Annotated in this window: 20 protein-coding genes; 9 read left to right on the top strand and 11 right to left on the bottom strand. The window is 62.9% G+C overall.

Annotated features, from left to right (window positions below):
- Nucleotides 1-432: 432 nt before the first annotated feature.
- The 4 genes from PG898_RS05270 to PG898_RS05255 all read right to left on the bottom strand — a co-directional run bounded on the left by PG898_RS05270 (nucleotide 433) and on the right by PG898_RS05255 (nucleotide 5,039).
- A complete protein-coding gene (locus PG898_RS05270) occupies nucleotides 433-1,776 on the bottom strand; it encodes an APC family permease (RefSeq protein ID WP_226173121.1) in 1,344 nt (447 codons plus the stop codon).
- Nucleotides 1,776-1,913 carry a hypothetical protein gene (locus tag PG898_RS05265; protein WP_005331854.1) on the bottom strand — a complete coding sequence of 46 codons (138 nt, stop codon included), beginning with the start codon at nucleotides 1,911-1,913 and terminating at the stop codon, nucleotides 1,776-1,778. The genes PG898_RS05270 and PG898_RS05265 overlap by 1 nt, the downstream gene beginning before the upstream one ends.
- Before the next feature lie 236 nt (nucleotides 1,914-2,149).
- Complete coding sequence (gabT, locus tag PG898_RS05260) at nucleotides 2,150-3,427, bottom strand: 4-aminobutyrate--2-oxoglutarate transaminase (RefSeq protein WP_270824344.1); 1,278 nt, start codon at nucleotides 3,425-3,427, stop codon at nucleotides 2,150-2,152.
- 148 nt (nucleotides 3,428-3,575) lie between these two features.
- Complete coding sequence (locus tag PG898_RS05255; RefSeq protein ID WP_182785965.1) at nucleotides 3,576-5,039, bottom strand: NAD-dependent succinate-semialdehyde dehydrogenase; 1,464 nt, start codon at nucleotides 5,037-5,039, stop codon at nucleotides 3,576-3,578.
- Nucleotides 5,040-5,348: 309 nt separating this feature from the next.
- Between PG898_RS05255 and puuR the strand changes: the two genes are divergently transcribed.
- The 3 genes from puuR to PG898_RS05240 all read left to right on the top strand — a co-directional run bounded on the left by puuR (nucleotide 5,349) and on the right by PG898_RS05240 (nucleotide 7,599).
- Complete coding sequence (puuR, locus tag PG898_RS05250; protein ID WP_042650494.1) at nucleotides 5,349-5,960, top strand: HTH-type transcriptional regulator PuuR; 612 nt, start codon at nucleotides 5,349-5,351, stop codon at nucleotides 5,958-5,960.
- Between the two features lie 49 nt (nucleotides 5,961-6,009).
- Nucleotides 6,010-7,287 (top strand): NAD(P)/FAD-dependent oxidoreductase, encoded by a 1,278-nt coding sequence (locus PG898_RS05245; RefSeq protein ID WP_270824345.1) that lies wholly within the window; start codon nucleotides 6,010-6,012, stop codon nucleotides 7,285-7,287.
- 138 nt (nucleotides 7,288-7,425) lie between these two features.
- The gene (locus PG898_RS05240; protein WP_167332174.1) at nucleotides 7,426-7,599 is read left to right on the top strand and encodes a hypothetical protein; all 174 of its coding nucleotides are present in this window, start codon (nucleotides 7,426-7,428) and stop codon (nucleotides 7,597-7,599) included.
- 98 nt (nucleotides 7,600-7,697) lie between these two features.
- Here PG898_RS05240 and ggt read toward each other — a convergent pair whose 3' ends face one another.
- Nucleotides 7,698-9,479 (bottom strand): gamma-glutamyltransferase, encoded by a 1,782-nt coding sequence (ggt, locus tag PG898_RS05235; RefSeq protein ID WP_270824346.1) that lies wholly within the window; start codon nucleotides 9,477-9,479, stop codon nucleotides 7,698-7,700.
- A gap of 115 nt (nucleotides 9,480-9,594) precedes the next feature.
- Between ggt and PG898_RS05230 the strand changes: the two genes are divergently transcribed.
- Nucleotides 9,595-10,209 carry an arylesterase gene (locus tag PG898_RS05230; protein WP_005331877.1) on the top strand — a complete coding sequence of 205 codons (615 nt, stop codon included), beginning with the start codon at nucleotides 9,595-9,597 and terminating at the stop codon, nucleotides 10,207-10,209.
- Between the two features lie 83 nt (nucleotides 10,210-10,292).
- Here the strand turns inward: PG898_RS05230 and rdgC are convergent, their stop codons facing one another.
- The gene (gene rdgC, locus PG898_RS05225; RefSeq protein WP_005331880.1) at nucleotides 10,293-11,204 is read right to left on the bottom strand and encodes a recombination-associated protein RdgC; all 912 of its coding nucleotides are present in this window, start codon (nucleotides 11,202-11,204) and stop codon (nucleotides 10,293-10,295) included.
- Nucleotides 11,205-11,384: 180 nt separating this feature from the next.
- Between rdgC and PG898_RS05220 the strand changes: the two genes are divergently transcribed.
- From PG898_RS05220 to PG898_RS05210, 3 genes are all read left to right on the top strand, one after another.
- On the top strand, nucleotides 11,385-11,813 hold the full coding sequence (locus PG898_RS05220) for a GNAT family N-acetyltransferase (RefSeq protein WP_005331882.1): 429 nt from the start codon (nucleotides 11,385-11,387) through the stop codon (nucleotides 11,811-11,813).
- 107 nt (nucleotides 11,814-11,920) lie between these two features.
- Nucleotides 11,921-13,147, top strand: coding sequence for an exonuclease SbcCD subunit D C-terminal domain-containing protein (locus tag PG898_RS05215; protein ID WP_005331884.1), 1,227 nt, complete (start codon nucleotides 11,921-11,923; stop codon nucleotides 13,145-13,147).
- Nucleotides 13,144-16,908, top strand: a complete 3,765-nt coding sequence (locus PG898_RS05210; protein WP_270824347.1) for an AAA family ATPase — start codon at nucleotides 13,144-13,146, stop codon at nucleotides 16,906-16,908. The genes PG898_RS05215 and PG898_RS05210 overlap by 4 nt, the downstream gene beginning before the upstream one ends.
- A gap of 71 nt (nucleotides 16,909-16,979) precedes the next feature.
- On the opposite strand, the gene PG898_RS05205 is transcribed toward PG898_RS05210, so the two are convergent.
- The 5 genes from PG898_RS05205 to cysK all read right to left on the bottom strand — a co-directional run bounded on the left by PG898_RS05205 (nucleotide 16,980) and on the right by cysK (nucleotide 21,793).
- Nucleotides 16,980-17,525, bottom strand: coding sequence for a cytochrome b (locus tag PG898_RS05205; RefSeq protein ID WP_182785953.1), 546 nt, complete (start codon nucleotides 17,523-17,525; stop codon nucleotides 16,980-16,982).
- A gap of 274 nt (nucleotides 17,526-17,799) precedes the next feature.
- Nucleotides 17,800-18,309 (bottom strand): PTS glucose transporter subunit IIA, encoded by a 510-nt coding sequence (crr, locus tag PG898_RS05200; protein ID WP_005325875.1) that lies wholly within the window; start codon nucleotides 18,307-18,309, stop codon nucleotides 17,800-17,802.
- Nucleotides 18,310-18,352: 43 nt separating this feature from the next.
- The gene (gene ptsI, locus PG898_RS05195; protein WP_005325873.1) at nucleotides 18,353-20,080 is read right to left on the bottom strand and encodes a phosphoenolpyruvate-protein phosphotransferase PtsI; all 1,728 of its coding nucleotides are present in this window, start codon (nucleotides 20,078-20,080) and stop codon (nucleotides 18,353-18,355) included.
- A 44-nt stretch (nucleotides 20,081-20,124) separates the two neighbouring features.
- Complete coding sequence (locus PG898_RS05190) at nucleotides 20,125-20,382, bottom strand: HPr family phosphocarrier protein (protein WP_005303128.1); 258 nt, start codon at nucleotides 20,380-20,382, stop codon at nucleotides 20,125-20,127.
- 442 nt (nucleotides 20,383-20,824) lie between these two features.
- Nucleotides 20,825-21,793 (bottom strand): cysteine synthase A, encoded by a 969-nt coding sequence (cysK, locus tag PG898_RS05185; protein WP_041206184.1) that lies wholly within the window; start codon nucleotides 21,791-21,793, stop codon nucleotides 20,825-20,827.
- A gap of 163 nt (nucleotides 21,794-21,956) precedes the next feature.
- Here cysK and PG898_RS05180 point away from each other — a divergent pair, with 163 nt between their 5' ends.
- On the top strand, nucleotides 21,957-22,799 hold the full coding sequence (locus PG898_RS05180) for an AAA family ATPase (protein ID WP_270824348.1): 843 nt from the start codon (nucleotides 21,957-21,959) through the stop codon (nucleotides 22,797-22,799).
- Nucleotides 22,800-23,963 carry a vWA domain-containing protein gene (locus PG898_RS05175; RefSeq protein ID WP_270824349.1) on the top strand — a complete coding sequence of 388 codons (1,164 nt, stop codon included), beginning with the start codon at nucleotides 22,800-22,802 and terminating at the stop codon, nucleotides 23,961-23,963.
- Nucleotides 23,964-23,970: the final 7 nt, after the last annotated feature.

The raw sequence follows: 23,970 nt of genomic DNA, 5'->3' as shown, positions 1-23,970 counted from the left end.
TGCACGGGCCCCATGGGCGAAATGGGACGGGCTCAGGGACGCGGCAGCGCGTCGCTGGACACAGGGGACGCCACTCTGTTGTACAGATGGATGGCGTACGCCGGCGGGGACCGGCAGAAAAGCAGTGAAATGCCCCATGTTTTTCCTCACAACGTCGGGAGATTGTTTGGCAATCTCGGTATCAATTCCGGCACAAGGTCCGGCCTCTTGGTGAATGGTGGTTTGCCCCACAAAAGCAAAGAACCGATGCTGTAAAAACATCGGCTCTCAAGGGGCGCGATATTGTGCCCTCAGGGGGGGAGGGAGACAAGCTAAAAAGGCCCCCAACGGGGATTTTGTTGCCCGGGTAAGGAGTCATCGAGGCCCGCAGGGCTTGAAAAGGGGGGCGACATCAAGACAGAGCCCGCACGGGGCGGGCTCGGGGGAGAGGTGTCAGGAGGCGTCACCCTCGGGGCGGCGCAGCTGGACCCGGAAGACGGTCAGGCGCAGCAGCAGGTAGAGGGCGCCGAGGGCGGCCCAGATCAGTCCCAGCTCGAAGGAGGCCGGCTCCAGATTGAGCCAGAGCACGCCGATGCAGGCGGCTCCGCACAGGGGGAGTACCAGGAACACCAGGTGCTCCCGCAGGGTCTTGTTGTGACCGAGCCTGACATAGAAGTGGGCAATCACCGCCAGGTTGACGAAGGTAAAGGCCACTAGGGCACCAAAGTTGATGAGCGCCAGCGCCATCTCCAGATCGAATGACACGGCGGAGAGGGCCAGGGCCCCCACCAGCAGCACGTTCAGGGCCGGGGTCTGCCAGGTCGGGTGGATGTAGCCGAAGAAGCGGCTCGGCAGGGCGCGATCCCGCCCCATCACGTAGAGCAGGCGCGACACGCCGGCGTGGGAGGCGAGCCCGGAGGCCAGCACCGCCACCGTGGTGCAGACCAGCACGACGGCCTGGAACAGCTTGCCCCCCACGTAGAGGGCGATCTCCGGCAACACCGCATCCGGCTGCTGGAAGCGGGAGATGTCCGGGAAGAACAGCTGCAGGAAGTAGGAGACGCTGATGAAGAGCACGCCACCGATGAGGGCGGTGAGCAGGATGGCGCGGGGGATCACCCGATCCGCGTTGGGGGTCTCCTCGCACAGGGTGCTGATGGCGTCAAACCCCAGGAACGACAGGCAGAGGATGGAGGCGCCGGTCAGCAGCGGCGTCAGGGCCATCTGATCGGAGAAGAAGGGGCGGCTGCTGGTGACGGTGCCGAGCCCTTCCCCCTGGTGGACGCCCCAGGCGATAAGACCGATGAAGACGGCGATGATGCTGAACTGCATGATGACGATCAGGCTGTTGAAGTTCGCCACCAGCTTGATGCCGCGCAGGTTCAGGAAGGTCATGATGGCGGCCAGCCCCAGGATGTAGATCCAGGGATCAACCCCGGGCAGCAACACCTCCAGATAGATCTTGGCCAGCAGCATGTTGATCATCGGCATGAACATGTAGTCGAGGAGGGAGACCCAGCCCACCATGAAGCCCACATAGGGGTGGAACACCTTCTGGGCATAGGTGTAGGCAGATCCTGCCGAGGGGAACTTGCGCACCAGGTGGCCGTAGCTCATGGCGGTAAACAGCATGCCGATGAGGGCGAACAGGTAGGCGGTCGGCACATGGCCTTCGGTGATCTCGGTGACGATGCCGAAGGTGTCAAACACGGCCATGGGGGTCAGGTAAGCCAGCCCCATGATGACCACGTGCCACAGCTTGAGGCTCTTTTTCAGACCGGCGGGATGAGCATGCATCATGCTGTCTTCTCCATCCGGGCCGAGGGGATCAGGGTGACGGTGATGTCAGCCTGGGCATTGGGGGCGCCAATGTGTAGCACAGACGGCTGGCGCAGACCGGCGCGGGCCGGCAGGAAAGCGGTGATATACCCCATGGTGTTCCTCACTAAGAAGCGGGTGTCGTGAGATGGCTGTCCATCTCGTTATCATTTCCGGTCTGTTCCGGCCTCGTTATGGATTTATTTGACGCAAAAAAAGAACCGGGCTGCGATGAGCGGACGGTCCTTGAATACGGCGGCGCATTGTGCATTCGTGCTGTCCCCTTGACAAGCATATCAAGGGGACAAAAACGCATTTTTTTGCACTTGATAGGCGAACGCTTTCTTCCGGATCAGGTCAATGAGGCCACCAGGGATTGCTCGAGCAAGAGCAGCCCTTCATCGATGATGGCCGCCGGGGCGGTCAGGGGAGCGAGAAAACGGATCACGTTCCCGCGTACGCCGCAGGCCAGCAGCACTAGGCCGCGCTTGCCCGCCTCGGCCACCAGCCGCTTGGTGAGATCCGGGGCTGGCTGACTGGCATCGCGCCCGTTGACCAGCTCCATGGCCACCATGGCCCCGGGGCCGCGGATGTCGCCGATGCAGTCAAACCGCTCCGCCAACTGGTGCAGGCGCGCCTTGATCTGCTCGCCCTGGGCCAGGGCTTGCTGATTGAGCCGCTCCTCCTCGATCACCGTCAGCACCGCCAGGGCGGCGGCGCAGGCGATGGGGGATCCCGCATAGGTGCCACCGAGACCGCCTGGCTTGGCGGCGTTCATGATGGCCGCCTTGCCCACCACGGCGGAGAGGGGGAAACCACCCGCCAGGCTCTTCGCCAGCGTCATGATGTCCGGCTCGACGCCGCTGTATTCGATGGCGAAGGTCTTGCCGGTGCGACAGAAACCGCTCTGGATCTCGTCACAGATGAGCAGGATGCCGTGCTGGTCGCAGATCTTGCGCAGCGCTTGCAGGAAGCTCGGGGAGGCGACATAGAAGCCCCCTTCCCCCTGCACCGGCTCGATGATGATGGCGGCCACCCGGGCCGGTTCGATGTCCGAGCTGAAGCAGAGATCCAGCGCCGCCAGGGCATCCGCCTCGCTCACCCCCAGGTAGTCGGCCGGGAAGGGCAGGTGATAGACCTCTCCCGGGAAGGGGCCGAAGCCGGTCTTGTAGGGCACCACCTTGCCGGTGAGCGCCATCCCCATCATGGTGCGGCCGTGAAAGCCCCCCTTGAAGGCGATGGTGCCGCTGCGACCGGTGTGGGCGCGGGCGATCTTGATGGCATTCTCCACCGCCTCGGCGCCGGTGGAGAGGAACAGGGTACGTTTGGGGGTGGGGCCCGGCATCAGGGCGTTGAGCTTCTCGGCCAGCTCGATATAGCCCGGATAGGGGGTGACCTGGAAGCAGGTGTGACTGAATTTCTCGAGCTGCTCGCGCACGGCGGCGACCACCTTGGGGTGATTGTGGCCGGTGTTGAGCACGGCGATGCCGGAGGCAAAGTCGATGTAGCGGTTGCCCTCCACGTCCCACAGCTCGGCGTTCTGGGCCCGGTCGATGAAGACCGGCAGCAGGGTGCCGACGCCCTGTACCACGGCCGCTTCACGGCGGGCCTGCCAGGATTGGTTACTCATCTCTATTCTCCCTCTGGGGCAAGCCCCTCAATTCACTGTGATGGGCCGGCAGCCTGGCTGCTGACCCTCTCCTTGTGGTGGTGCCATGGGATGGACGACGCGAGACACCCCAGTCACTAAAGATTTTATATTTACAATAAATGAATATTTAAGCAATGGAGCCGAAGCAGAGATACTTGGTCTCCAGATACTCTTCCAGGCCCTCGCTGGCCCCTTCCCGACCGAGCCCCGACTCCTTGATGCCGCCAAAGGGCGCCAATTCGGTCGAGATGATCCCCTCGTTGATGCCGACCATGCCGTATTCCAGCTGCTCGGCCACCCGCCAGACGCGGGCGATGTCGCGGCCATAGAAGTAGGCGGCGAGGCCGTAGGGGGTGTCGTTGGCGATGGCGATGGCCTCGGCCTCGGTCTCGAAGCGCACCAGCGGGGCCACGGGGCCGAAGATCTCCTCCTGCAGGATGGGGTTGTCCGGGGCCACGCCGGTCAGGATGGTGGGGTGGTAGAAGAGCGGGCCGGCGGGATGGGCTTGCCCCCCCACCAGGACCCTGGCACCGGCGGCCTCGGCCTGGTTGACCAGGGAGGCAACCTTGTCGGCGGCGGCGGCATTGATGAGGGGGCCAATCTGGGTACCCTCACCCATGCCATCCCCCACCTTGAAGCTGCGCACCGCGGCGGCCAGCTTCTCGGCGAAGGCGTCATGGACACTGGCCTGCACCAGGATGCGGTTGGCACAGACGCAGGTCTGGCCGGCGTTGCGGTATTTGGAGGCGAGCGCCCCCGCCACGGCGGCGTCGAGATCCGCATCGTCAAACACGATGAAGGGGGCGTTGCCGCCGAGCTCCAGAGAGAGCCGCTTCATGGTGTCGGCGCACTGGCGCATCAAGAGCTTGCCGATGCGGGTGGAGCCGGTGAAGGAGAGCTTGCGCACAGTCTTGTTGCTGCACAGCTCGTTGCCCACGGCGGCCGCCTGATGGGAGGTGACGATGTTGATGACCCCGGCGGGGATGCCCGCCTGCTCGGCCAGGGCTGCGAGCGCCAGCGCGCACAGGGGCGTCTCGGCGGCGGGCTTGATGACGATGGTGCAACCGGCGGCCAGCGCCGGGCCGGCCTTGCGGGTGATCATGGCGATGGGGAAGTTCCAGGGGGTGATGGCGGCCACGACCCCAACCGGCTGCTTGATGGTGGCCAGACGCCTGTCACCGCTGAAACCCGGGATGGTGCGGCCATAGGCGCGCTTGCCCTCTTCCGCGAACCACTGGATGAAGCTGGCGCCGTACGCTACTTCCCCTTTGGCCTCGGCCAGGGGTTTGCCCTGCTCGCAGGTCATGATGCGGGCCAGTTCATCCTGGTTGGCCATGATGAGCTCGAACCAGGCGTAAAGCTTGTTGCTGCGCTCCTTGGCGGTGAGGGCCGCCCAGGCGGGCTGGGCCCGGTGAGCCGCCGCGATGGCAAGCCGGGTATCCGCCTCGTCCATGTCGGGTACCTGGGTGATGAGCTGGCCGGTCGCCGGGTTCAGGACCTCGAACCGGCGTCCGCTCCGGGCCTCGCACCAGCGGCCATCCATATAGGCAAGGGATTTGATCAGGGAGAGTGCGGGTTGTGATGCTGACATAGATAGGAAGCCTCGATTGTGGGTCTGGGTGGCCAACTCATCCCGTGGTGCCACCGTATAGAATAATAAGCACGTAACGACCATAAAGTGAGCCGAAATGTTTTTCAAGTGTTAAATATATTTGAGTGAACGGTACGCTGCATGCTAGAAATGGGGCTGTCAGGACGATTCTTGCGTTCCTCATCGTGTGGGGTGTGCAAAATAATGAACGCTCTCGGCTGTGCAGGATAACGAACAGAGGGCCGAGGTTGACGTATTATTTTAACCAGTCGTCACAAGGTATTCGAATGGCCATACAAGGAGGTGGGGATGCAGCAACCACAAGGCGAGGTCCAGTGGCAGACCATGACGGATAACCCCTTGTCTGACAAAGGGATGGATAAAACCATGGGAGAGCGGCTCGCCCTCCTTCGCCGTAGTCTCGGGCTCTCCCAGCGCCGGGCCGCCGAGTTGAGCGGCCTGACCCACGGTGCCATCTGCATGATAGAGCAGAACAAGGTGAGCCCCTCGGTCGCCTCGCTGCAAAAATTGCTCTGCGTCTACGAGCTGCCGCTCTCCCGCTTCTTCGCCGAAGAGGAGGCGCGGGCGCCGAGCGTGGTGATCAAGGCCGATCAACTCATCGAGCTGGGCAGCCAGGGGGTCTCCATGAAGCTGGTGCACAACGGCAACAATCGTCGTCAGCTCGGCTTCATGCTGGAGACCTATGCCCCCGGCACGGACACCGGGGGACAGGTCAAGCATCTGGGTGAGGAGGTGGGCACCGTGCTGGAGGGCTCGGTCGTGCTGAGTCTGGCCGGGCAGACCTATCAGCTCAGCGCCGGAGACAGCTATGTGATCGATACCGGCGAGCCCCACAGCTTCAGCAACCCGTCGGGGCAGGTCTGTCGCATCGTCAGCGCCCACACCCCCGCCAGCTTTTGAGATTGAACAGCGCGAATATTGGAAACGAACCGGTAAGGAAACAGGGATCATGACCGAACATGTAAAGAGTTACTACGCAGCCAGCGCCAATCAGCACGCGCCCTACCCGACACTGACCGAGCAACTGGAGTGCGATGTCTGTGTCATCGGGGCGGGCTATACCGGCCTCTCCAGTGCGCTGCATCTGGTGGAGAAGGGCTACAAGGTGGTGGTGCTGGAGGCGGCCCGGGTCGGCTTCGGGGCCAGCGGTCGCAACGGCGGCCAGATCGTCAACTCCTACAGCCGCGACATCGACACCATAGAAGCGAACTGCCCGCCGGATCAGGCCAGGCTGCTCGGTTCCATGCTGTTTGAAGGGGGCCAAATCATCCGCGAGCGGATCAAACGCTACAACATCCAGTGCGATCTGCAGGAGGGCGGGGTCTTTGCCGCCGAGACCGAGAAGCAGCTTCATGAACTCAAGGCGCAATATGAGCGCTGGCAGAAGTGGGGCAACGACAAGCTGGAGCTGCTCGATGCCGACGGGGTGCGCGAGGTGGTGGCAAGCGATCGCTACGTCGGCGCCCTGCTCGACAAGAGTGGCGGCCATATCCATCCCCTCAATCTGGCGCTGGGGGAGGCCGAAGCCATCCGCATGCAGGGGGGGCAGATCTTCGAGCAGTCCGCCGTCACCAGCATCACTCCCGGTCAACCGGCTCTGGTCAAAACCGCCAAAGGGGCGGTCAAGGCGCGCTTCGTGGTGGTGGCCGGCAATGCCTACCTCGGCAACCTGGTGCCCGAGCTCGCCGGCAAGAGCATGCCCTGCGGCACGCAAGTCATCGCCACCGAGGTAATGGGGGAAGAGCGGGCCCGCGCCCTGCTGCCGCAAAACTACAGCCTGGAAGATTGCAACTACCTGCTCGACTACTACCGCACCTCCGGCGATCACCGGCTCATCTACGGCGGCGGCGTGGTCTACGGCGCGCGGGATCCGGCGGACATCGAACGGCTGATCATCCCCAAGATGCTGAAGACCTTCCCGCAGTTGGCGGGGGTCAAGGTGGAATACACCTGGACCGGCAACTTCCTGCTCACCCTGTCGCGCCTGCCACAGTTTGGTCGCATCGGCCCCAACATCTACTACATGCAGGGTTACAGCGGCCACGGCGTCACCTGCACCCATCTGGCGGGCAAGCTGCTCTCCGAGGTGCTGAGCGGTCAGGCGGAGCGCTTCGATGCGTTTGCCAAGCTGCCGCACTACCCCTTCCCGGGTGGCCGCCTGCTGCGCATCCCCTTCACCGCCGCCGGCGCCGCCTGGTACACCTTGCGAGATCGGCTGGGGGTATAAGGTCACTCCGTTATCAATAACGGGACAAGCAGGGGTTGCTGTCACCTGGCGGTCATCAAGATGAGTGAGCATGGGAGCATGCTGGGGATAGAGGGGGTCCTCTTCCCAGTCAGGATCCACACTCTCTTGGAGTCTCCCATGCGCTGCTATCTGGCCAGCCTGTTTGTTCTGTTGCTGACGCTGCCTTGGTGGACTCCGCCCGACTGGTCAGTGACGCCTGCCAGCAAGATGGAAGTGCAGGCCGCACGGCTGGAACAGATTGAACGCCAACATTGGCGGTTGGCTCGCCCGGCAGTGCAATCTCATCCCTGAGAGTTACTTCCAGTCGCAATCAATCAGGCCGCCCACGGGCGGCCTGATTGATTGGGCAGGCATGGCGCCTGCCTGCGGGCTGAGGCGTTTGTCCTTACTCAGTCACCTCTGGCAACCCCTTCCCGGCGCGGATCGGCGGCGCCAAACCAGCCGCCGGCATTGCGCTGTACCCCTTGCAACCCCGAGGTCTGCTCGCTGAGCACTATCTCATGACCCCTGGCCTTGAGCCCCTGGATCACGGCCTCGGGCGTGCGCCCCTGCTCCAGCTCGGTGGGGCCGTTGCGGCTGCCAAAGTTCGGCAGGTTGATGGCCTGCTGCAGGTTCAAGCCCCAGTCCTGGGTGCCAAGCAGCGTCTTGCCCACGTAGTTGATGATGGCCGAGCCACCCGGGGAGCCCAAGCTCATCTCCAACTGCTTGCTCTGCTTGTCGAACACCAGCAGGGGCGACATGGAGGAGCGCGGGCGCTTGCCCGGCTCCACCCGGTTGGCCACCGGCAGACCGGCGGCATCCACCGAGGTGAAGGAGAAGTCCGTGAGCTGGTTGTTGAGCAGGTAACCGTTGACCATCAGCCGGGAGCCGAAGCCGTCCTCGATGGAGCTGGTCATGGAGACCGCCATGCCGTCTCCATCCACGATGGAAACGTGGCTGGTGGAGGGCAGCTCGGGGGTGGCATCCTGGCCACGGGCCAGTGCTCGTGGCGGGGTGCCCGGTTGGGCGACGCCCATGGATGTCTCCCCGATGAGGCGACCCCGCTCGGCGAGATAGCCCTTGTCCAGCATGCCGCGCACCGGCACCGAGACGAAGTCGCCGTCGGCCACGTACTGGTTGCGGTCGGCGAAGGCGAGCCGCGCCGCCTCGCTGTAAAGGTGGATGGCATCGCTCGACGCCGCCAGCCGTCCGTCCGCCCCCTGTACCGGCCTGAGGGCCGCCATGTCGCGGCTCTCCAGCATGCCGAAGATCTGGCCGAGCGCCAGGGTGCCGGAGGAGGGGGTCGGGAAGCCGCACACTTCGCTCTGGCGATAGTCAAAGCAGAGACCGTCCCGCAGCCTGGCGCTGTAGCTGGCCAGATCCGCGGCGCTCAGCACCCCGGGGTTGGTGGGATGGGCGTGCACCTTGGCCACCATGGCCTCGGCGATGGGCCCTCGATAGAAGGCATCGGCACCGTCCCGTGCCAGCGTCCTGAGTACCCCGGCCAGTGCGGGGTTGGTGAGGCGGGTGCCCGCCGCCCTGGGGCTGCCGTCCGCCTGATAGAAATAGGCCCTGGCCTCGGGGTCTTTGGCCAGATAAGGATCCTTGGCGAGCAGGGTGGCGAGGCGAGGGCTTATCACAAAGCCCTGCTCTGCCAGGGTGATGGCGGGCTCGAACAGGCTGGCCCAGGGCAGCTTGCCATAGCGCTCGTGGGCCAGGGCCAGGGCGCGCACCGTGCCGGGGGCGCCGACCGAGCGGCCGCCCACCACGCCGTCGTAGAACGCCATGGGTTTGCCATCCTTCATGAACAGTTGATCCGTGGCCGCTGCTGGTGCCGTCTCACGGCCATCCACGGCCGCCACCTGCTTGCCATCCCACACCAGCATGAGGGAGCCGCCGCCGATCCCGGAGGATTGCGGCTCCACCAGAGTCAGTACCAGCTGGACGGCGATGGCCGCATCAACGGCGCTGCCTCCCGCCTTGACGATCTGGTAGCCCGCATCCACCGCCAGCGGGTTGGCCGCGGCCACCATGAAGTCGCGCCCCTGCCAGCCCGGCTTGTCGGTCCAGCCGCTGGCTGCCTCCGGGGCGATCAGGGTCTGGGGAGGGGGGACATAATGAAAAGCACTCTGGGGGGCGCAGCCGGTGAGCAGGCCGAAGGCGACCAGCAGGGCGAGGGGTTTGAGGGACATGACAGGCTCCTTGTCGGTTTCTTGTTCACCCGTCGAAATGTGGCACAGTTGGAGCCTGATTGAAAGATTGTCTTTATACTCATGTGGTTACAAAAATATCAAGGAGGGGCTCAGGATGCACAAGGAGAGTCTGGTGAGGCGTTGCGTGACGGGGCTGATCTGCCTGCTGCTGGCCGCCTGCGGGGAGCCAGGGTTCAGACCCCTGGCGGCGGGGGAGACCATATTGGCATTTGGAGACAGCCTGACCGAGGGGCGTGGGGTTAGCCCGGCCCAGAGTTACCCCAGCGTATTGGCGAGCCTGAGCGGTCACCCCGTCATCAATGGCGGAGTCTCGGGGGAGTTGAGCCGGGCCGGGCGGGCCCGCCTGCCCGGCTTGCTGGCCGAACACAGGCCCGCCCTGGTCATCTTGCTGGAAGGGGGGAATGACATACTGCGCGGCAGCGGGGAAGGGGTGCTCAAGGCCAATCTCGCCGCCATGATAGAGGCGGTACAGGGCAGCGGTGCCCAGGTGCTGCTGGTGGCCGTGCCTCGCAAGTCCCTGTTTGCCGACGGCGCCCCCCTTTACGGGGAGCTGGCAGAGCAGTACGGACTGGTGCTGGACAACGACAGCCTTGGCGAGTTGCTGCGCACTCCCGGGCTCAAGTCCGACGCCGTGCACTTGAACGCGCAGGGATATGGCGCCCTGGCCGAGCGGCTGCACCGGCTGCTGCAGGCCCGCGGCGCGCTCTGAGGCAGGTGCTCCTGCGCGTCGGCGGGGCCGCCCGGAATAAAAAAAACCGCCATCAGGCGGTTTTTTTACAGGCAGGGGACAACTCAGAGGGACTGCTCTTCGCCACCCAGGGCGGCAAACAGCGCCGGGATGAACTGGGCCAGCTCGGCGGTCACCAGGGCGAAGTCCGCATCCAGGCGGGCGGCGGGATCCTCGCTGGTCACGTCATCGTTCTGCTCGCGCAGCTCCTCGCTGAACTTGAGGCGCTTGATGGAGAGATCGTCCCCCAGCACGAAGCTCAGGGTCTCGCCCCAGTTCAGGGCCAGCTTGGTCACCAGCTTGTCGTTGGCCAGGTGATTCTTGATCTCGTCGCTCATCAGATCCTGCTGCTTGCAGCGGATGATGCCGCCGTGCTCCATGGCACTGCGCAGCTCGGCCTCGTCTTCCAGGGTGAAGCTGGCGGGCAGATTACCCTCGTTCAGCCACTCGGTCATGGTGATCTCTGGCGGGTTCTTGAGGGCCACCGGCACCACGGGCAGGGTGCCGATGCTCTTGCGCAGCAGCGCCAGCAGATCGTCCGCCTTCTTGGCGGAGCCTGCGTCCACCACCATCAGGTTGTCGGCGGGACTTATCCAGGCGAAGGTCTGGCTGGTGCGGCTGAAGGCGCGGGGCAGCAGGGTATGCATGATCTCCTCCTTCAGCGCCTCCTTCTCCTTCTTCTTGAGGGCGCGGCCCTGCTCGAATTCGATCGCTTCCACCTTCTCCGCCAGCATCTCCTTGACCACGGTGCCCGGCAGCATCTTCTCTTCCTTGCGGGCGCAGAGCAGGATATGGCCAGAGGCTGAATGGGTCAGGGTGGAGCCGAATTTACCGAGGGGCTTGACCCACCCGAACCGGGAGATGTCCTGACTGCCGCACGGGGTGAAGGCACAGGCCTCGAGCTGGGTTTCCAGCTGATCCACGGTCAGGTCAAAGGGGCGGGTAAAGCGATAAATCTGCAGGTTTTTAAACCACATGGCGTCCTCGGTCTCATAGATTGTCCGGCGGGCATTGTACTAGAGAGGCGCTTTGTGATCAGCCAATCATTCTCGCTAAATAAAGGGCGATCGACTTCACATGGCCTCATCTTGACCGCCCGTCTCGTCATCGAACTCCCCTAGACTGCGGGTGTTCAGATTGTTAACAAGGATGCGAATATGTTGAGAGCGAGCCGGCCGGAAGACATGGAAGAGATCGTCGAGATCTGGCTGCTGGCATCCTTGCAGGCCCATGATTTCGTTGACGCTTCCTGCTGGTGGCAGGCTCAGGAGGAGCTGCGTACCCGCTACCTCGATCACGCCCGCATCTGGGTGTTCGAGGAGCGCGGCGAGCTGCTCGGTTTCATGGCGCTGGTGGATGACTATCTGGCTGCTCTGTTCGTGCGACCCGACCGTCAGGGGCGCGGGGTCGGCCATGCCCTGCTGCAGGAAGCCAAGCAGCAGGGGGGGGCGCTCCATACCCGGGTCTTCGTGGAAAACGAGCCGGCGGTGCGCTTCTATCGCCGCCACGGATTCAGGATCGGGAATGAAGTATCGGATCCCCTGACCGGCCATCCCCAGTATGAGATGCATTGCCAGCCCGTCTGAATCTGACGTCAGCGGCCTGTTTTGCTTGAAAAAAGAGGGGCGTATCCTCATCTTGTCCTCATCGGGTACCACTGGCACCTCCCCTCTTATCTTTCGAGCCGTTTTTCATGAAGATCCTGCACACAGCCGACTGGCACCTTGGCCATCAACTCCATGGCCATGAGCGCCGCTTCGAACACGATGCCTTTCTCGACTGGCTGACCAACACCATCAAGACGCGGCAGATCGACGCCCTGCTGGTAGCAGGGGATCTGTTCGATACCGCCAATCCGCCAGCCAGCGCCTGGCAGCAGCTCTATCGTTTTCTGGCCAGGCTGCGCGCCGAGATGCCTCACCTCAACATGGTGCTGATCGGCGGCAACCACGACTCCCCCTCCAAGCTGGACGCCCCCCACGAGCTGCTGCGGGCCTTCGACCTGCATCTGGTGGGCAGCATCAGCCGGGACGGGGAGGGCAAGCTCGAGACCGATCGCCTGCTGGTGCCGTTGCAAGACAAGGAGGGCAAGGTCGCCGCCTGGTGCGCTGCCGTGCCTTTTCTTCGCAGCAGCGATCTGCGGGTGGAGCCGCTCGAAGAGGGGCAGGATCGGCTGATCGAGGGGGTTCGCCAGATCTACCAGGACGTGCTGGCGCAAGGCCGCACGCGCTGCGAGCCCGGCCAGGCGCTCATCGCCATGGGCCACGCCTACCTGGCGGCGGGCCAGCTATCCGAGCTCTCCGAGCGGCGGGTGCTGGGGGGCAATCAGCATGCCCTGCCTGCCGACATCTTCGCCGCCGCCGACTACACGGCCCTTGGCCACCTCCATCTGGCCCAGAGCCCGGCCGAGGGGGTGCACTACAGCGGCTCGCCGCTGCCGCTCTCCCTCGCCGAGGCCAACTACAACCACCAGGTGCTGGAGGTCAGGTTTGAGGGGGGCAAGCTGGCGGGGCTGGAGCGGATCCCCGTGCCCCGAGCGGTGGAGATGATCCGCCTGCCCCAGGGCACACTCGAGGAGGCGCTGAAAGCCATAGAGGCGCTCTCCCTGCCTGACTGCCCTCAGGAGGCGCAGCCCTTCCTCGAGGTGCGGCTGCTGCTACCCAAACCCGAGGCGCGCATCCGCGAGCGCATTCTGGCGGCCATGGCGGGCAAGCCGGTGCGCCTCGCCCGTATCAGCACCCAGTATCAGGGCTCGGGAGAGGGGCTGGCCGATGGCCGCGAACGGCGCAGGCTGGATGAACTCGCTCCCACAGAGGTGTTTCGCCTCTGCTATCAGCGGCAGTTCGACGGGGAGCCGGCGGCCGAGTTGGTGGCGTCGTTTGAAGAGATCCTGGAGCAGGTGAAGGAATCCAACCCATGAAAATCTTGTCTCTTGCAGGGGAAAACCTGGCCAGCCTGACCGGGGCTTTCACCATCGACTTCGCCGGTGGCGCTTTGGGGGCTGCCGGGCTCTTTGCCATCACCGGTAATACAGGCGCGGGCAAGAGCACCTTGCTCGACGCCATCTGCCTCGCCCTCTATGACGAGATGCCGCGCTTCATCGCCAATCGCAAGCACGTGGCCGAAGTGGGCAGGGCGGATGACGAGGAGAAGCTCAAGGCCAACGACGTGCGCGGCATCTTGAGCCGCGGCCACGCCAGCGGCTGTGCCGAGGTGAAGTTCCGCGGCTGCGACGGCCGCATCTGGCTTGCGCGCTGGGCGGTACGCCGTGCCCGCAATCGCTCGGAGGGGCGCTTCCAGGCTCAGGAGCGCAGCCTGACCGACGTCGAGTCGGGGCAGGTCTTCTCCGGCAGCAAGCGGGAGCTGCAGGATCGCATCGACGAGCTGGTGGGCCTCTCCTGGGAGCAGTTCCGCCGCGCCGTCATCCTGCCCCAAGGGGAGTTCGCCGCCTTCCTCAAGTCGAGCGCCGATGAGCGCTCCGCCCTGCTCGAGCGGATGACGGGCACCGAGCTCTACTCCGCCATCTCCATCCAGACCCATGAGCGGGCACGGGCCGAGCAGCAGGCGCTGGCAACCATACAGCAGCGGCTCGGTGACGTGGCCCTGATGGACGACGAAACGCGCGAGCACTGGGTCGCCCAGCAGCTGAGTCTCTCCACCAGCCTCAAGCACGAGCAGCAGCAGCGTCAGCTGTTGCAGGACTTGCGGGATCTCAACGGACGGATTGCCGCCCAGTTGCAGGCCTGCCGGGAGGGGCAGGAGGCGCTGATCGCCGCCGAGGCAGCCCATGGCGAGGCGGCGCCCGGGCGGGAAGAGTTTGCCCGCGCCGAGCAGGCCCAGGTGGCCCGCGCCGATCACGACGAACTTGCCCGCCTCACCCTGGAGGTGCAGCAGCAGGAGCAGCAGATAGGCCAACTTGCGCCCCAGCTGGAGCAGGTTGAACCCGTGTTGCAGCAGGCCGCGCTGCGCGAACAGCAGCTGCTGGCCGACAAGATTGCCGCAGAGCGGGAGTGGGGCGCCCTGCAACCCGAGCTCAAGCGGGCGCAGGAGCTCGATACCCGGCTCAAGGAGAAGAGCCAGCAGTTGCAGGAGACCCGGCAGCAGGGGACCCAGGCACGCGCCCTGCAACTGGAACTGCAGCAGGAGTGGCATCAGCAGGCGAGCCGGGTCGAGGCCCTGACGGTGCGCCGTCAGCAGTGGGCTCTGTGGCTCGAGGAGCGCAAGGCCCTGGCCCCGCTGGCGCGCCAGTGGCAGCCTTTGCTGGCAACCATCCAGGACTGGGCGGCGGACAGGGAGCTGCTACAGCGCGTGTTGCAAAGCCGCGAGCACAAGGACCATGCCCTGCGGGATCTCGCCAGCCGGCTGGCGCAGGGACAGCAGGAGCGCGACGACTGGCAGCAGGAGCAGGCGCGATTGCAGCAACAGCAGCACGAGTTGCAGGAGCAGCAGTGGGAGATCCGCGTTGCCAAGGCGCAGGAGCAGTGGCAGCAGCAGACCGAACAGCTGGGCCAGCTGCATCAGTTGCTGGAGCTGGCTGATTATGGTCGCAATCACGGCGAGCAGCATGGCCGTTTGCAGCAGGAGATCGCCCAGCTGGAGCAGGCCCTGAGCCGGCTGACCACGCTCGGCGGCGAGCTGGCGCCGGCCCGAGAGCGGCTCGCCCTGCAGCGAGACGAGGCGCGCCACGCGCTGGAGCAGTCTCGTGCCATCGCCAGTTTCGAGCAGTATCGCCACATCCTGAACGATGGTGAACCTTGTCCCCTCTGCGGCGCCGAGGAGCACCCCTACAGTCAGAGCCAGCCGCAGGTGGCGGGCATTCTGGGTCAGCTGGCGGATCGATCCCGCAGTCTCGAGCTCGAGTGGGAGCGACTCAATCATCAATACATCCAGTGCGAGAGCGAACGCCAGGAGCTGGCACGCCAGCTGGCGGCGCGCCGCCAGCATCTGCCGGAGCTGGATGCCCGCGCCGAACAACTGACCTTGCGTTGGCAGCAGCTCGGCGGTGCCAAGTTGCTGGGTCATCCGTTGCCACTGAATCAGAATCAAGCCGATTCCCTGACCAAGTGGAGCGAGCTGATGAGTACCCTGCTTGGCCGTGGCCAGACTCTGGAGCATGGGCTGGCCCAGAGCCAGCAGCAACTGCGTGAGGCCCAGTTCGGCCAGCAGCAGTTGCAAGCCGTGCGCCAGCAGCTGAGCCAGCTGACCGCCCGCCATCAGCAGTTTGAGCAGCAATGGCAGGAGGCGGAGCGGCAGAAGGTTGAGTGGGAGGCCGAGCTGAAGGCACTGGCCGAACAGGAGGCATCCTTGCGTCAGCGCCTGGCACAGGGTGAGGCCCGTCTCGATCAACAAATGGGGGCCGAGCCCTGGCGCCAGTGGCTTGGTAGCCAGCAATGGCTGGTGTGGCAGCAGACCTGCGAGGAGTATCTGCACGGACAGAATGAGTGGGAGCAGCTTGGCGGCGAGCTGGCCACTCTGACCCCGGTCTTGAGTGCCCAGGAGGCGCGGCTGCAAAGCCAGAACGAGCTGCTGCACAAGCTGGAGCGCGACTACAAGGAGGCGGAGCAGCAGCGTCAGGGGTTGCTCGCCAGCCGGGAGGCCTGCCTCGGGGGCCGCGCCATCACCCTGATCGAGCAGGAGTGGCAGCAGCGATTGCAACTGGCGGCCAGTCAGCTCGAGGAGGCGGTGACGGCACTGCGGGTCGCCCGGGAGAAGCAGACCGAGCTCAAGGCGAGGCTAGCCCATCTCGAGCAGGACAGGCAGGTGAGCAGCCGTCGTCGCCGCGAGGCGCTGGGGCGCTGGGCGGCCCATGCTGGCACTCTCGGCATCGCCGAATATGATCTGCGTCGGCTGCTGGCCATCACGCCGGATGAGCTCAGGGCTCGCCGCAGCGCCTTGCAGCGCCTGGATGATGCCCTGGCCGAGGCCCGCACCCGGTTGGCCGAGCGTCAGCGGGCGCTGGCCCAGGAGGAGGCCAAGCTGGCGCGCTATCGGGAGCATCATGGGGAACTGACCGCCCTCACGGCCGAGGCCCTTGCCGAGCGTCTGGGCGCCTGCGAGGCTCGCTGCCGCGAGCTGGAAGAGCAGCTGTTCCAGTGCAAGAGCACGCTGGCCCAGGCCGAGGCGGCGGCGCTGAAGGCGGGGAGCCTGCAGGAGGATTTGGCGGCCCAGCAGGCGGTGACGGATCACTGGCTGCAACTGTCCGAGCTTATCGGCTCCGCCAGCGGCGCCAAGCTGCGCACCTTCGCCCAGAGCCTCACGCTCGAACGTCTATTGTTGGAGGCCAACGCCCAGCTTGGCGAGCTGTCGCCGCGTTATCGGCTGGAGCGGGTGCCCGGCACGGATCTGGCGCTGCAGGTGGTGGATCTCGACATGGGGGACGAGGTGCGGTCTGTGGACTCCCTCTCCGGCGGCGAGAGCTTCCTGGTGTCGCTGGCCCTGGCGCTGGCGCTCTCCAGCCTGTCGTCGCGCCAGACCCAGGTCGAGTCGCTGTTCATTGACGAGGGGTTTGGCACCCTGGATCCTGACAGCCTGGATCTGGCGCTCTCCAGCCTGGACTCCCTGCAGGCGGCGGGCCGCCAGATCGGGGTCATCTCCCACGTTCAGACCCTGGTGGAGCGGATCGGCGTGCAAATAAGGGTCGAGGCCCTCGGCGGCGGCGAAAGCCGGGTGGTGCTGCCCTGAGGATGATGTGCGTCCATGACAAAAGGCCCCTGTCAAAGGGGCCTTTTTGTTGGTGTGCAACCCGTCGCCGGTTATTTGCGCTCGGGCAGCATATTGGTCAGGGTGCTGTCCTTGAGCACGTGGTGGTGATAGAGGGCGGCCCCTGCGTGCAGGGCAATCAGGGCATAACCCAGATTTGCCAGCGTCTCGTGCAGATCCTTGATGGTCCCTTTCAGGCCATCATCCGGTCCTATCAGCGCGGGCAACTCAAATCCGAAGAAGGGGATGGGCTTTCCACCCGCGCTCAGCAGCAGCCACCCCAGCAGCGGGGTGAGTATCAGGAAGCCATAGAGGGCCAGATGGGCGAGGTGGCCGAGCTTGAGCATCAGCGGTGAAGGGGCGGGCAGGATGCGCGGTGAGGGGCTGCCAAAGCGCACCAGCAGCCGCACCACTACCAGCGCCAGGATCAGCAAGCCCACCATGAAGTGAAACTCCTTCATCAGGTCGCGTCCGGCCGAGCCCTTGGGAAAAATATCCCTGAACTCCATCAGCCCATAAACGGCCACTATCAGCAGCAGGGTTAGCCAGTGCAACCCTATGCTCAGGCTGCCATAACGTTGTTCCGTATTCTTCAGCATCTTTATCTCCTTCCGGAGGGCGCATTCCATCGCCCTGGTCCATCCCGTCACGCATGGCGCCGGGATCCCGTGGTTTCCACACCCATGCTACAAGGCTTGTCGGGCAATGCCTTGATCTCGACCGCGCTTTTGCATCGGAGTGCCCTTGCCCGGTCAGGGAACTAGCTAGCCCCTGATGGTTGAGAGCAGGCGGACCTAAGGTGTTGCCCATAAAAAAACCGAAGCACATGGCTTCGGTTTTTTGTTGCAGCAGCTGGCACCAGCCAGCGGAGCATTATTTCTTGATGCGGATAACCGGGGTCTCGCCCACGGTCACGGCGCCAGTCATCTTGATCAGCTCTTTGATCTCGTCCATGTTGGAGATGACGACCGGAGTCAGGGTAGACTTCGCCTTCGCTTCCAGTACGGCCAGATCGAACTCGATGATGGTATCACCGCGCTTGACCTTCTGACCTTCCTGGGCGATGCGGGTGAAGCCTTCGCCTTTCAGCTCGACGGTGTCGATACCGAAGTGAACGAACAGCTCGATACCAGAGTCGGATTCCAGAGAGAACGCGTGGTTGGTCTCGAAGATCTTGCCGATGGTGCCGTCGCACGGGGCAACCATCTTGTTGCCAGCCGGCTTGATGGCGATGCCGTCACCGACGATCTTCTCGGCGAAGACAACGTCAGGCACATCTTCGATGGGCACGATTTCGCCAGACAGCGGTGCAAAAATTTCGATGCCGCCGGTGTCAGAACTGTCATCGGAAACCAGTTTCTTCAGTTTATCAAACAGACCCATAGTAAAAGCTCCTAGAGATGATTGTCGCTGTTTGCAGCCGATCTTAGCAGACTGCCTTCTGCTTAATAAAGTTATCTACACAGGCTTCGATTTCGGCGGCGGTCGCATAGCTCAGTGCTTGGTCTGCCATTGCCTTCACATCTTCGAAGTTGGTGTTGCGGATAAGCTTCTTGATACGCGGTACAGAGATGGCGCTCATGGAGAACTCATCCAGACCCATACCCAGCAGCAGCAGGGTGGCGCGTTCGTCACCAGCCAGTTCACCGCACATACCGGTCCACTTGCCATTGTCATGGGAAGCGTCGATTACCATCTTGATCAGGGTCAGGACGGAGGGTGACAGCGGGTTGTACATGGCGGAAATCATCTCGTTACCACGATCGACGGCCAGGGTGTACTGGGTCAGGTCGTTGGTACCGATACTGAAGAAATCCACTTCCTTGGCAAGATGATGAGCCATCACGGCAGCAGCCGGGGTTTCGATCATGATACCCACTTCGATGGATTCATCAAAGGCTTTGCCGTCGGCACGCAGTTCAGCCTTCAGCTGCTCTACGGTGGCCTTGAGGCTGCGGAACTCTTCGACGGAGATGATCATCGGGAACATGATGCGCAGCTTGCCGAAGGCAGAGGCGCGCAGGATGGCCTTCAGCTGGGCGTGCATGATGTCTTCACGATCGAAGAAAATACGCACGGCACGCCAGCCCAGGAAGGGGTTCATCTCTTTCGGGAAATTCATGTAGGGCAGTTCTTTGTCGCCGCCGATGTCCATGGTACGGACGATGATCGGCTGATCCGGCATGGCCTCGGCCACTTCTTTGTAGGCCTTGAACTGCTCGTCTTCGGTCGGCAGCGCATCGCGGTCCATGAACAGGAACTCGGTACGGTACAGACCCACGCCTTCGGCGCCATTGCGGATGGCACCCTCGGTATCCTTGACGGTACCTATGTTGGCGCAGACTTCGACCTGATGACCATCCAGGGTGATGGCGGGCAGGTCTTTCAGCTTGGCCAGTTCGTCCTTCTCGGCCTGGAACTGGGCCTGGAATTTCTTGGCTTCAGCCAGCTGTTCGGCGGTCGGGTTGATGATGATCTGGTTGTTGATGCCATCCAGTATCAGCATCTCGCCATTGTTGACGCGCGCGGTGATGTCGTTGGTGCCCACGATGGCCGGCAGCTCCAGGGAGCGGGCCATGATGGAAGTGTGAGAGGTGCGGCCACCGATGTCGGTGACGAAGCCCAGCACATATTTCAGGTTGATCTGAGCGGTTTCGGACGGGGTCAGGTCTTTGGCGACCAGAATGACCTCTTCGTCTATGGTGCTCAGGTTGACAACGGCGATGCCCAGCACGTTCTTCACCAGACGGGTTCCGATGTCACGGAAGTCGGTGGCGCGCTCACGCAGATAGGGGTCGTCCAGCTCGGCCATCATCTTGGCGTACTGTTCGATCACTTCATAGATGGCTTTGTCGGCGGACGCCTTGTTGTCTTTGATGAAGGATCTGATATCCCCTTCCAGCTCCTCATCTTCGAGCAGCATGATGTGGCCTTCGAAGATGGCCTCTTTTTCTTCACCGAAGGTACGACCGGCCATCTCTTTGATGGCTTCCAGCTGTGCGGCTGACTTGGTGCGGGCTTCGAGGAAGCGGTTGATCTCGGCGTCAATCTGGTCGGCAGAAATCTTGCCCTGATTGATAACGATTTCATCTTCTTTCAGAAGAAGCGCCTTACCGAATGCGATACCGGGGGACGCAAGAATGCCAGATATCATAATCCTTCCTATTAAAACGACTGTGGGGGAGGAGTAAAGCTGGATTACTCCAGCTCGTCCATCAGGGCAACCAGCTTCTCAACGGCTTTCTGAGCGTCCGGGCCGTCGGCCTGGATGGTCACGTTGGTGCCTTTGGTCAGGCCCAGGGTCTGCAGCTTGAACAGGCTCTTGGCGCTGGCGGATTTGCCACCGGAGACCACAGTGATCTCGCTTTGGAATTCTTTGGCTTCTTTCACGAACTGAGCTGCGGGACGGGTGTGCAGGCCGTTTTCAGCAGTAATAACAACAGACTTCTCGTACATGGTTTCACCCCATATTATTGATATTGTGTGGAGAGATGGTCGCTAATGAGGCTTCCTGTCTCACCGTGTCAGTATGGATATGTTGTAAAGTAACGAAATCAGACCTGCAATGGTTTAATCCAGGTCAATTTTCTGTGCAGTATTCGGCGCCCTGGCTAAGTCTTTTTCGTCATCGGGCTACAAGCCGCGTCAGGTCTGGCCTGAAATTAATTTATAACGAAAAATAACACTTTGTTACCTTGTGATACCTAGCCGGTAAACACCTCGTGACGCCGCACAGGATATGAGATTTATCACAGAATGTCTGCTTTTTTTGTCACACCCAAGTTTGTTATTTTACCCCAAAAAATAAGGGGTCGACTGACACTGATGGCTACTGAGTTTAGCGCATAATGAAAACGGCGCCCCCAGAGGCGCCGTTGTTTTGGTGTAATGCGATCAATTACTGTTGCAGTTCCTGTTCGCTGAACACGCCGGCGAAGAGGGCACTGGAGAGATAACGCTCGGCAGCACTCGGCAGGATGACGACAATCGTTTTCCCTTCGAACTCCGGCAGCTCGGCCAGACGGGCGGCAGCGACCACGGCGGCGCCGGAGCTGATCCCCGCCAGAATGCCTTCCTCTTCCATCAGGCGGCGAGCCATCTCGATGGACTCCTCGCTGCTCACCTGCTCGACGCGGTCCAGCAGGGTCAGGTCCAGGTTGCCTGGAATGAAGCCCGCGCCTATGCCCTGGATCTTGTGGGGACCGGGCTTTATCTCTTCGCCCGCCAGTTTCTGGCTGATGACGGGGGATTCGCTGGGTTCGACCGCCACGGAGACGATGGCCTTGCCCTTGGTCTGCTTGATGTAGCGGGAGACACCAGTGATGGTGCCGCCGGTGCCGACGCCTGCCACAAACACATCCACGTCACCGTCGGTGGCATCCCAGATCTCGGGGCCAGTGGTCTGCTCGTGGATCTCGGGGTTGGCGGGGTTTTCGAACTGCTGCAGCAGCACATACTTGCCCGGCTCGGATTCGAGGATCTCGTTGGCCTTGGCAATGGCGCCCTTCATGCCCAGCGGGCCTTCGGTCAGCACCAGGTTGGCGCCAAGCGCCTTGAGCAGCTTGCGGCGCTCCAGGCTCATGGTGGCCGGCATGGTCAGGGTGATGGGATAGCCACGGGCCGCAGCCACGAACGCCAGGGCAATGCCCGTGTTACCGCTGGTAGGCTCGATGATCTCCTTGCCCTTGGTCAGCACGCCGCGTTTCTCGGCATCCCAGATCAGGTTGGCGCCGATCCGGCACTTGACGCTGAAGCTCGGGTTGCGGCTCTCGATCTTGGCCAGCACGCGGCCCTTGGTAACACGGTTGAGACGAACCAGCGGGGTGTTGCCTATGGTCTGGCTGTTGTCCTCAAAAATTTTGCTCATGGTGCTATCCCTGTGTTTGTTAAGGCGATGAAACAAGATTACCCTGTGGTTTCTGAATGAGAAGTGACGAATCGTTATAACAATATGTTATTACAACATATAGAACTTATTCTCTCTCGCCGAAGGGCCCCTGGGTTCTCCTGCGACCAAAGGAATGGATCTCATGGGATTTGCAGGAAGCGATCGCTATCTCGCATCAAAGTCACTGAGTATGGCCGTCAATGCCGCCATCGTGCTGGAGAAGCCGCTGCTGATCAAAGGTGAGCCGGGCACCGGCAAGACGGTGCTGGCCGAGGCGGTTGCCGAGTCGCTCGGTGCCGACCTCATCAGCTGGCATATCAAGTCCACCACCAAGGCCCAGCAGGGGCTCTATGAATACGATGCGGTGGCCCGGCTGCGGGACTCCCAGCTCGGGGATCCGCGGGTCGGGGACATAAGCCACTACATTCGCCAGGGCAAGCTGTGGCAGGCCTTCGCTGCCTCGCAGAGGCCGGTGCTGCTCATCGACGAAATCGACAAGGCGGACATCGAGTTTCCCAACGATCTGTTGCTGGAGCTGGATCGGATGGAGTTTGATGTCTACGAAACCGGCGAGCGCATCAAGGCGCGCCAGCGCCCCGTGGTCATCATCACCTCCAACAATGAGAAAGAGCTGCCGGACGCCTTCCTGCGCCGCTGTTTTTTCCATTACATCCGCTTCCCCGACAAGGCAGAGATGCAGGCCATCGTCCAGCTGCACCATCCCAACCTCATGGAGAGCCTGCTCGGCGAGGCGATGGATCTCTTCTTCGAGCTGCGTAATGTGGAGGGGCTGCGCAAGAAGCCCTCCACCTCCGAGCTGCTGGACTGGATCCGCCTGCTGCTGGCCGATGACATAGCCCCCGAGGCGCTGCGCAGCCGGGAGCCTGGCAAGCTGGTGCCCGCTCTCTATGGCGCCCTGCTCAAGACGGAGCAGGACTTGCACCTCTTCGAGAAGCTCGTCTTCCTGGCGCGTCGTGGCGGCTGAATGCTCATCGACTTCTTCCTTCACCTGCGCCGTCACAAGCTGCCCTGCAGTCTGCGCGAGTTGCTGGATCTCCATGGGGCCCTGGCGGCCGGACTCGCCAGCGTGGACATGGACGACTTCTATCGCTTGTCCCGCAGCCTGCTGGTGAAAGACGAGGCTCACTATGATCGCTTCGATCGCGCCTTCGCCGAGTACTACCAGGGGCTGGAGGCCATCCCCTTGCTGCCCGAGACGCTGCCGGACGACTGGTTGCGCCAGGAGTTCGAGCGGCTATTGAGCCCTGAGGAGAAAGCCTTGCTCAGATCCCTCGGCGGGCTCGACAAGTTGCTCGACACCCTCAACCAGCGCCTGCGCGAACAAAAGTCGCGCCACGCCGGCGGCAACAAGTGGGTAGGTACCGGTGGCAGCAGTCCGTTCGGCCATGGCGGCTTCCACCCCGAGGGGATCCGCATGGGGGGAGAAGGCCAGCATGGCAAGGCAACCAAGGTGTGGGAGGCGCGCCACTATCGCAACTTCAGCGACGACTCGCCGCTCGGCCAGCGCGCCATCCAGCTGGCGCTGCGCAAGCTCAGGCGTTGGGTGCGCAAGGGCAATCCCTCGGAGCTGGATCTCGACGACACCATCAGCAGCACGGCCCGCCAGGGCTGGCTCGATGTGAAGCTCAGACCCGAGCGCCACAACGGGGTCAAGCTGCTGGTGTTCTTCGATGTTGGGGGGTCTATGGATGCCCACGTGGCCGAGGTGCAGAGGCTCTTCTCGGCGCTGCGCCACGAGTTCAAGCATCTGGAGTACTTCTATTTTCACAACTGTCTCTACGACTTCGTCTGGCAGGACAACGCCCGCCGGGCCGAGGAGCGTTTTGATACCTTGCGGCTGCTGCGCACCTACGGCAGCGACTATCGGGTGATCCTGGTGGGTGACGCCAAGATGGGTCCCTACGAGATCACCTGGCCCGGTGGCAGTGTGGAGCAGTGGAACGAGGAGTCCGGCCAGGTGTGGCTCGGGCGCCTGCAACAACATTTCCCCAAGATGGTGTGGATCAATCCGCTGCCCAGGCAGGAGTGGCTCTGGCACCCCTCCATCAAGTTGATGAACGAATTGATCGGCGGGCGCATGCACCCGCTGACCCTGGCGGGTCTGGCTGCGGCTATCGACCAGCTATGAATCTCTG

Source organism: Aeromonas sp. QDB31, from assembly GCF_027707605.1.
GTDB classification, from domain to species: Bacteria; Pseudomonadota; Gammaproteobacteria; order Enterobacterales; family Aeromonadaceae; genus Aeromonas; species Aeromonas media.
The sequence above is the reverse complement of the archived record's forward strand: the minus strand, read 5'-3'. Positions and strand labels throughout refer to the sequence as shown.

Coding starts and splice junctions, on each gene's coding strand:
- PG898_RS05270 (WP_226173121.1), bottom strand. CDS start 1,776: ATGCATGCTCATCCCGCCGGTCTGAAAAAGAGCCTCAAGCTGTGGCAC.
- PG898_RS05265 (WP_005331854.1), bottom strand. CDS start 1,913: ATGGGGTATATCACCGCTTTCCTGCCGGCCCGCGCCGGTCTGCGCCAG.
- gabT (WP_270824344.1), bottom strand. CDS start 3,427: ATGAGTAACCAATCCTGGCAGGCCCGCCGTGAAGCGGCCGTGGTACAG.
- PG898_RS05255 (WP_182785965.1), bottom strand. CDS start 5,039: ATGTCAGCATCACAACCCGCACTCTCCCTGATCAAATCCCTTGCCTAT.
- puuR (WP_042650494.1), top strand. CDS start 5,349: ATGCAGCAACCACAAGGCGAGGTCCAGTGGCAGACCATGACGGATAAC.
- PG898_RS05245 (WP_270824345.1), top strand. CDS start 6,010: ATGACCGAACATGTAAAGAGTTACTACGCAGCCAGCGCCAATCAGCAC.
- PG898_RS05240 (WP_167332174.1), top strand. CDS start 7,426: ATGCGCTGCTATCTGGCCAGCCTGTTTGTTCTGTTGCTGACGCTGCCT.
- ggt (WP_270824346.1), bottom strand. CDS start 9,479: ATGTCCCTCAAACCCCTCGCCCTGCTGGTCGCCTTCGGCCTGCTCACC.
- PG898_RS05230 (WP_005331877.1), top strand. CDS start 9,595: ATGCACAAGGAGAGTCTGGTGAGGCGTTGCGTGACGGGGCTGATCTGC.
- rdgC (WP_005331880.1), bottom strand. CDS start 11,204: ATGTGGTTTAAAAACCTGCAGATTTATCGCTTTACCCGCCCCTTTGAC.
- PG898_RS05220 (WP_005331882.1), top strand. CDS start 11,385: ATGTTGAGAGCGAGCCGGCCGGAAGACATGGAAGAGATCGTCGAGATC.
- PG898_RS05215 (WP_005331884.1), top strand. CDS start 11,921: ATGAAGATCCTGCACACAGCCGACTGGCACCTTGGCCATCAACTCCAT.
- PG898_RS05210 (WP_270824347.1), top strand. CDS start 13,144: ATGAAAATCTTGTCTCTTGCAGGGGAAAACCTGGCCAGCCTGACCGGG.
- PG898_RS05205 (WP_182785953.1), bottom strand. CDS start 17,525: ATGCTGAAGAATACGGAACAACGTTATGGCAGCCTGAGCATAGGGTTG.
- crr (WP_005325875.1), bottom strand. CDS start 18,309: ATGGGTCTGTTTGATAAACTGAAGAAACTGGTTTCCGATGACAGTTCT.
- ptsI (WP_005325873.1), bottom strand. CDS start 20,080: ATGATATCTGGCATTCTTGCGTCCCCCGGTATCGCATTCGGTAAGGCG.
- PG898_RS05190 (WP_005303128.1), bottom strand. CDS start 20,382: ATGTACGAGAAGTCTGTTGTTATTACTGCTGAAAACGGCCTGCACACC.
- cysK (WP_041206184.1), bottom strand. CDS start 21,793: ATGAGCAAAATTTTTGAGGACAACAGCCAGACCATAGGCAACACCCCG.
- PG898_RS05180 (WP_270824348.1), top strand. CDS start 21,957: ATGGGATTTGCAGGAAGCGATCGCTATCTCGCATCAAAGTCACTGAGT.
- PG898_RS05175 (WP_270824349.1), top strand. CDS start 22,800: ATGCTCATCGACTTCTTCCTTCACCTGCGCCGTCACAAGCTGCCCTGC.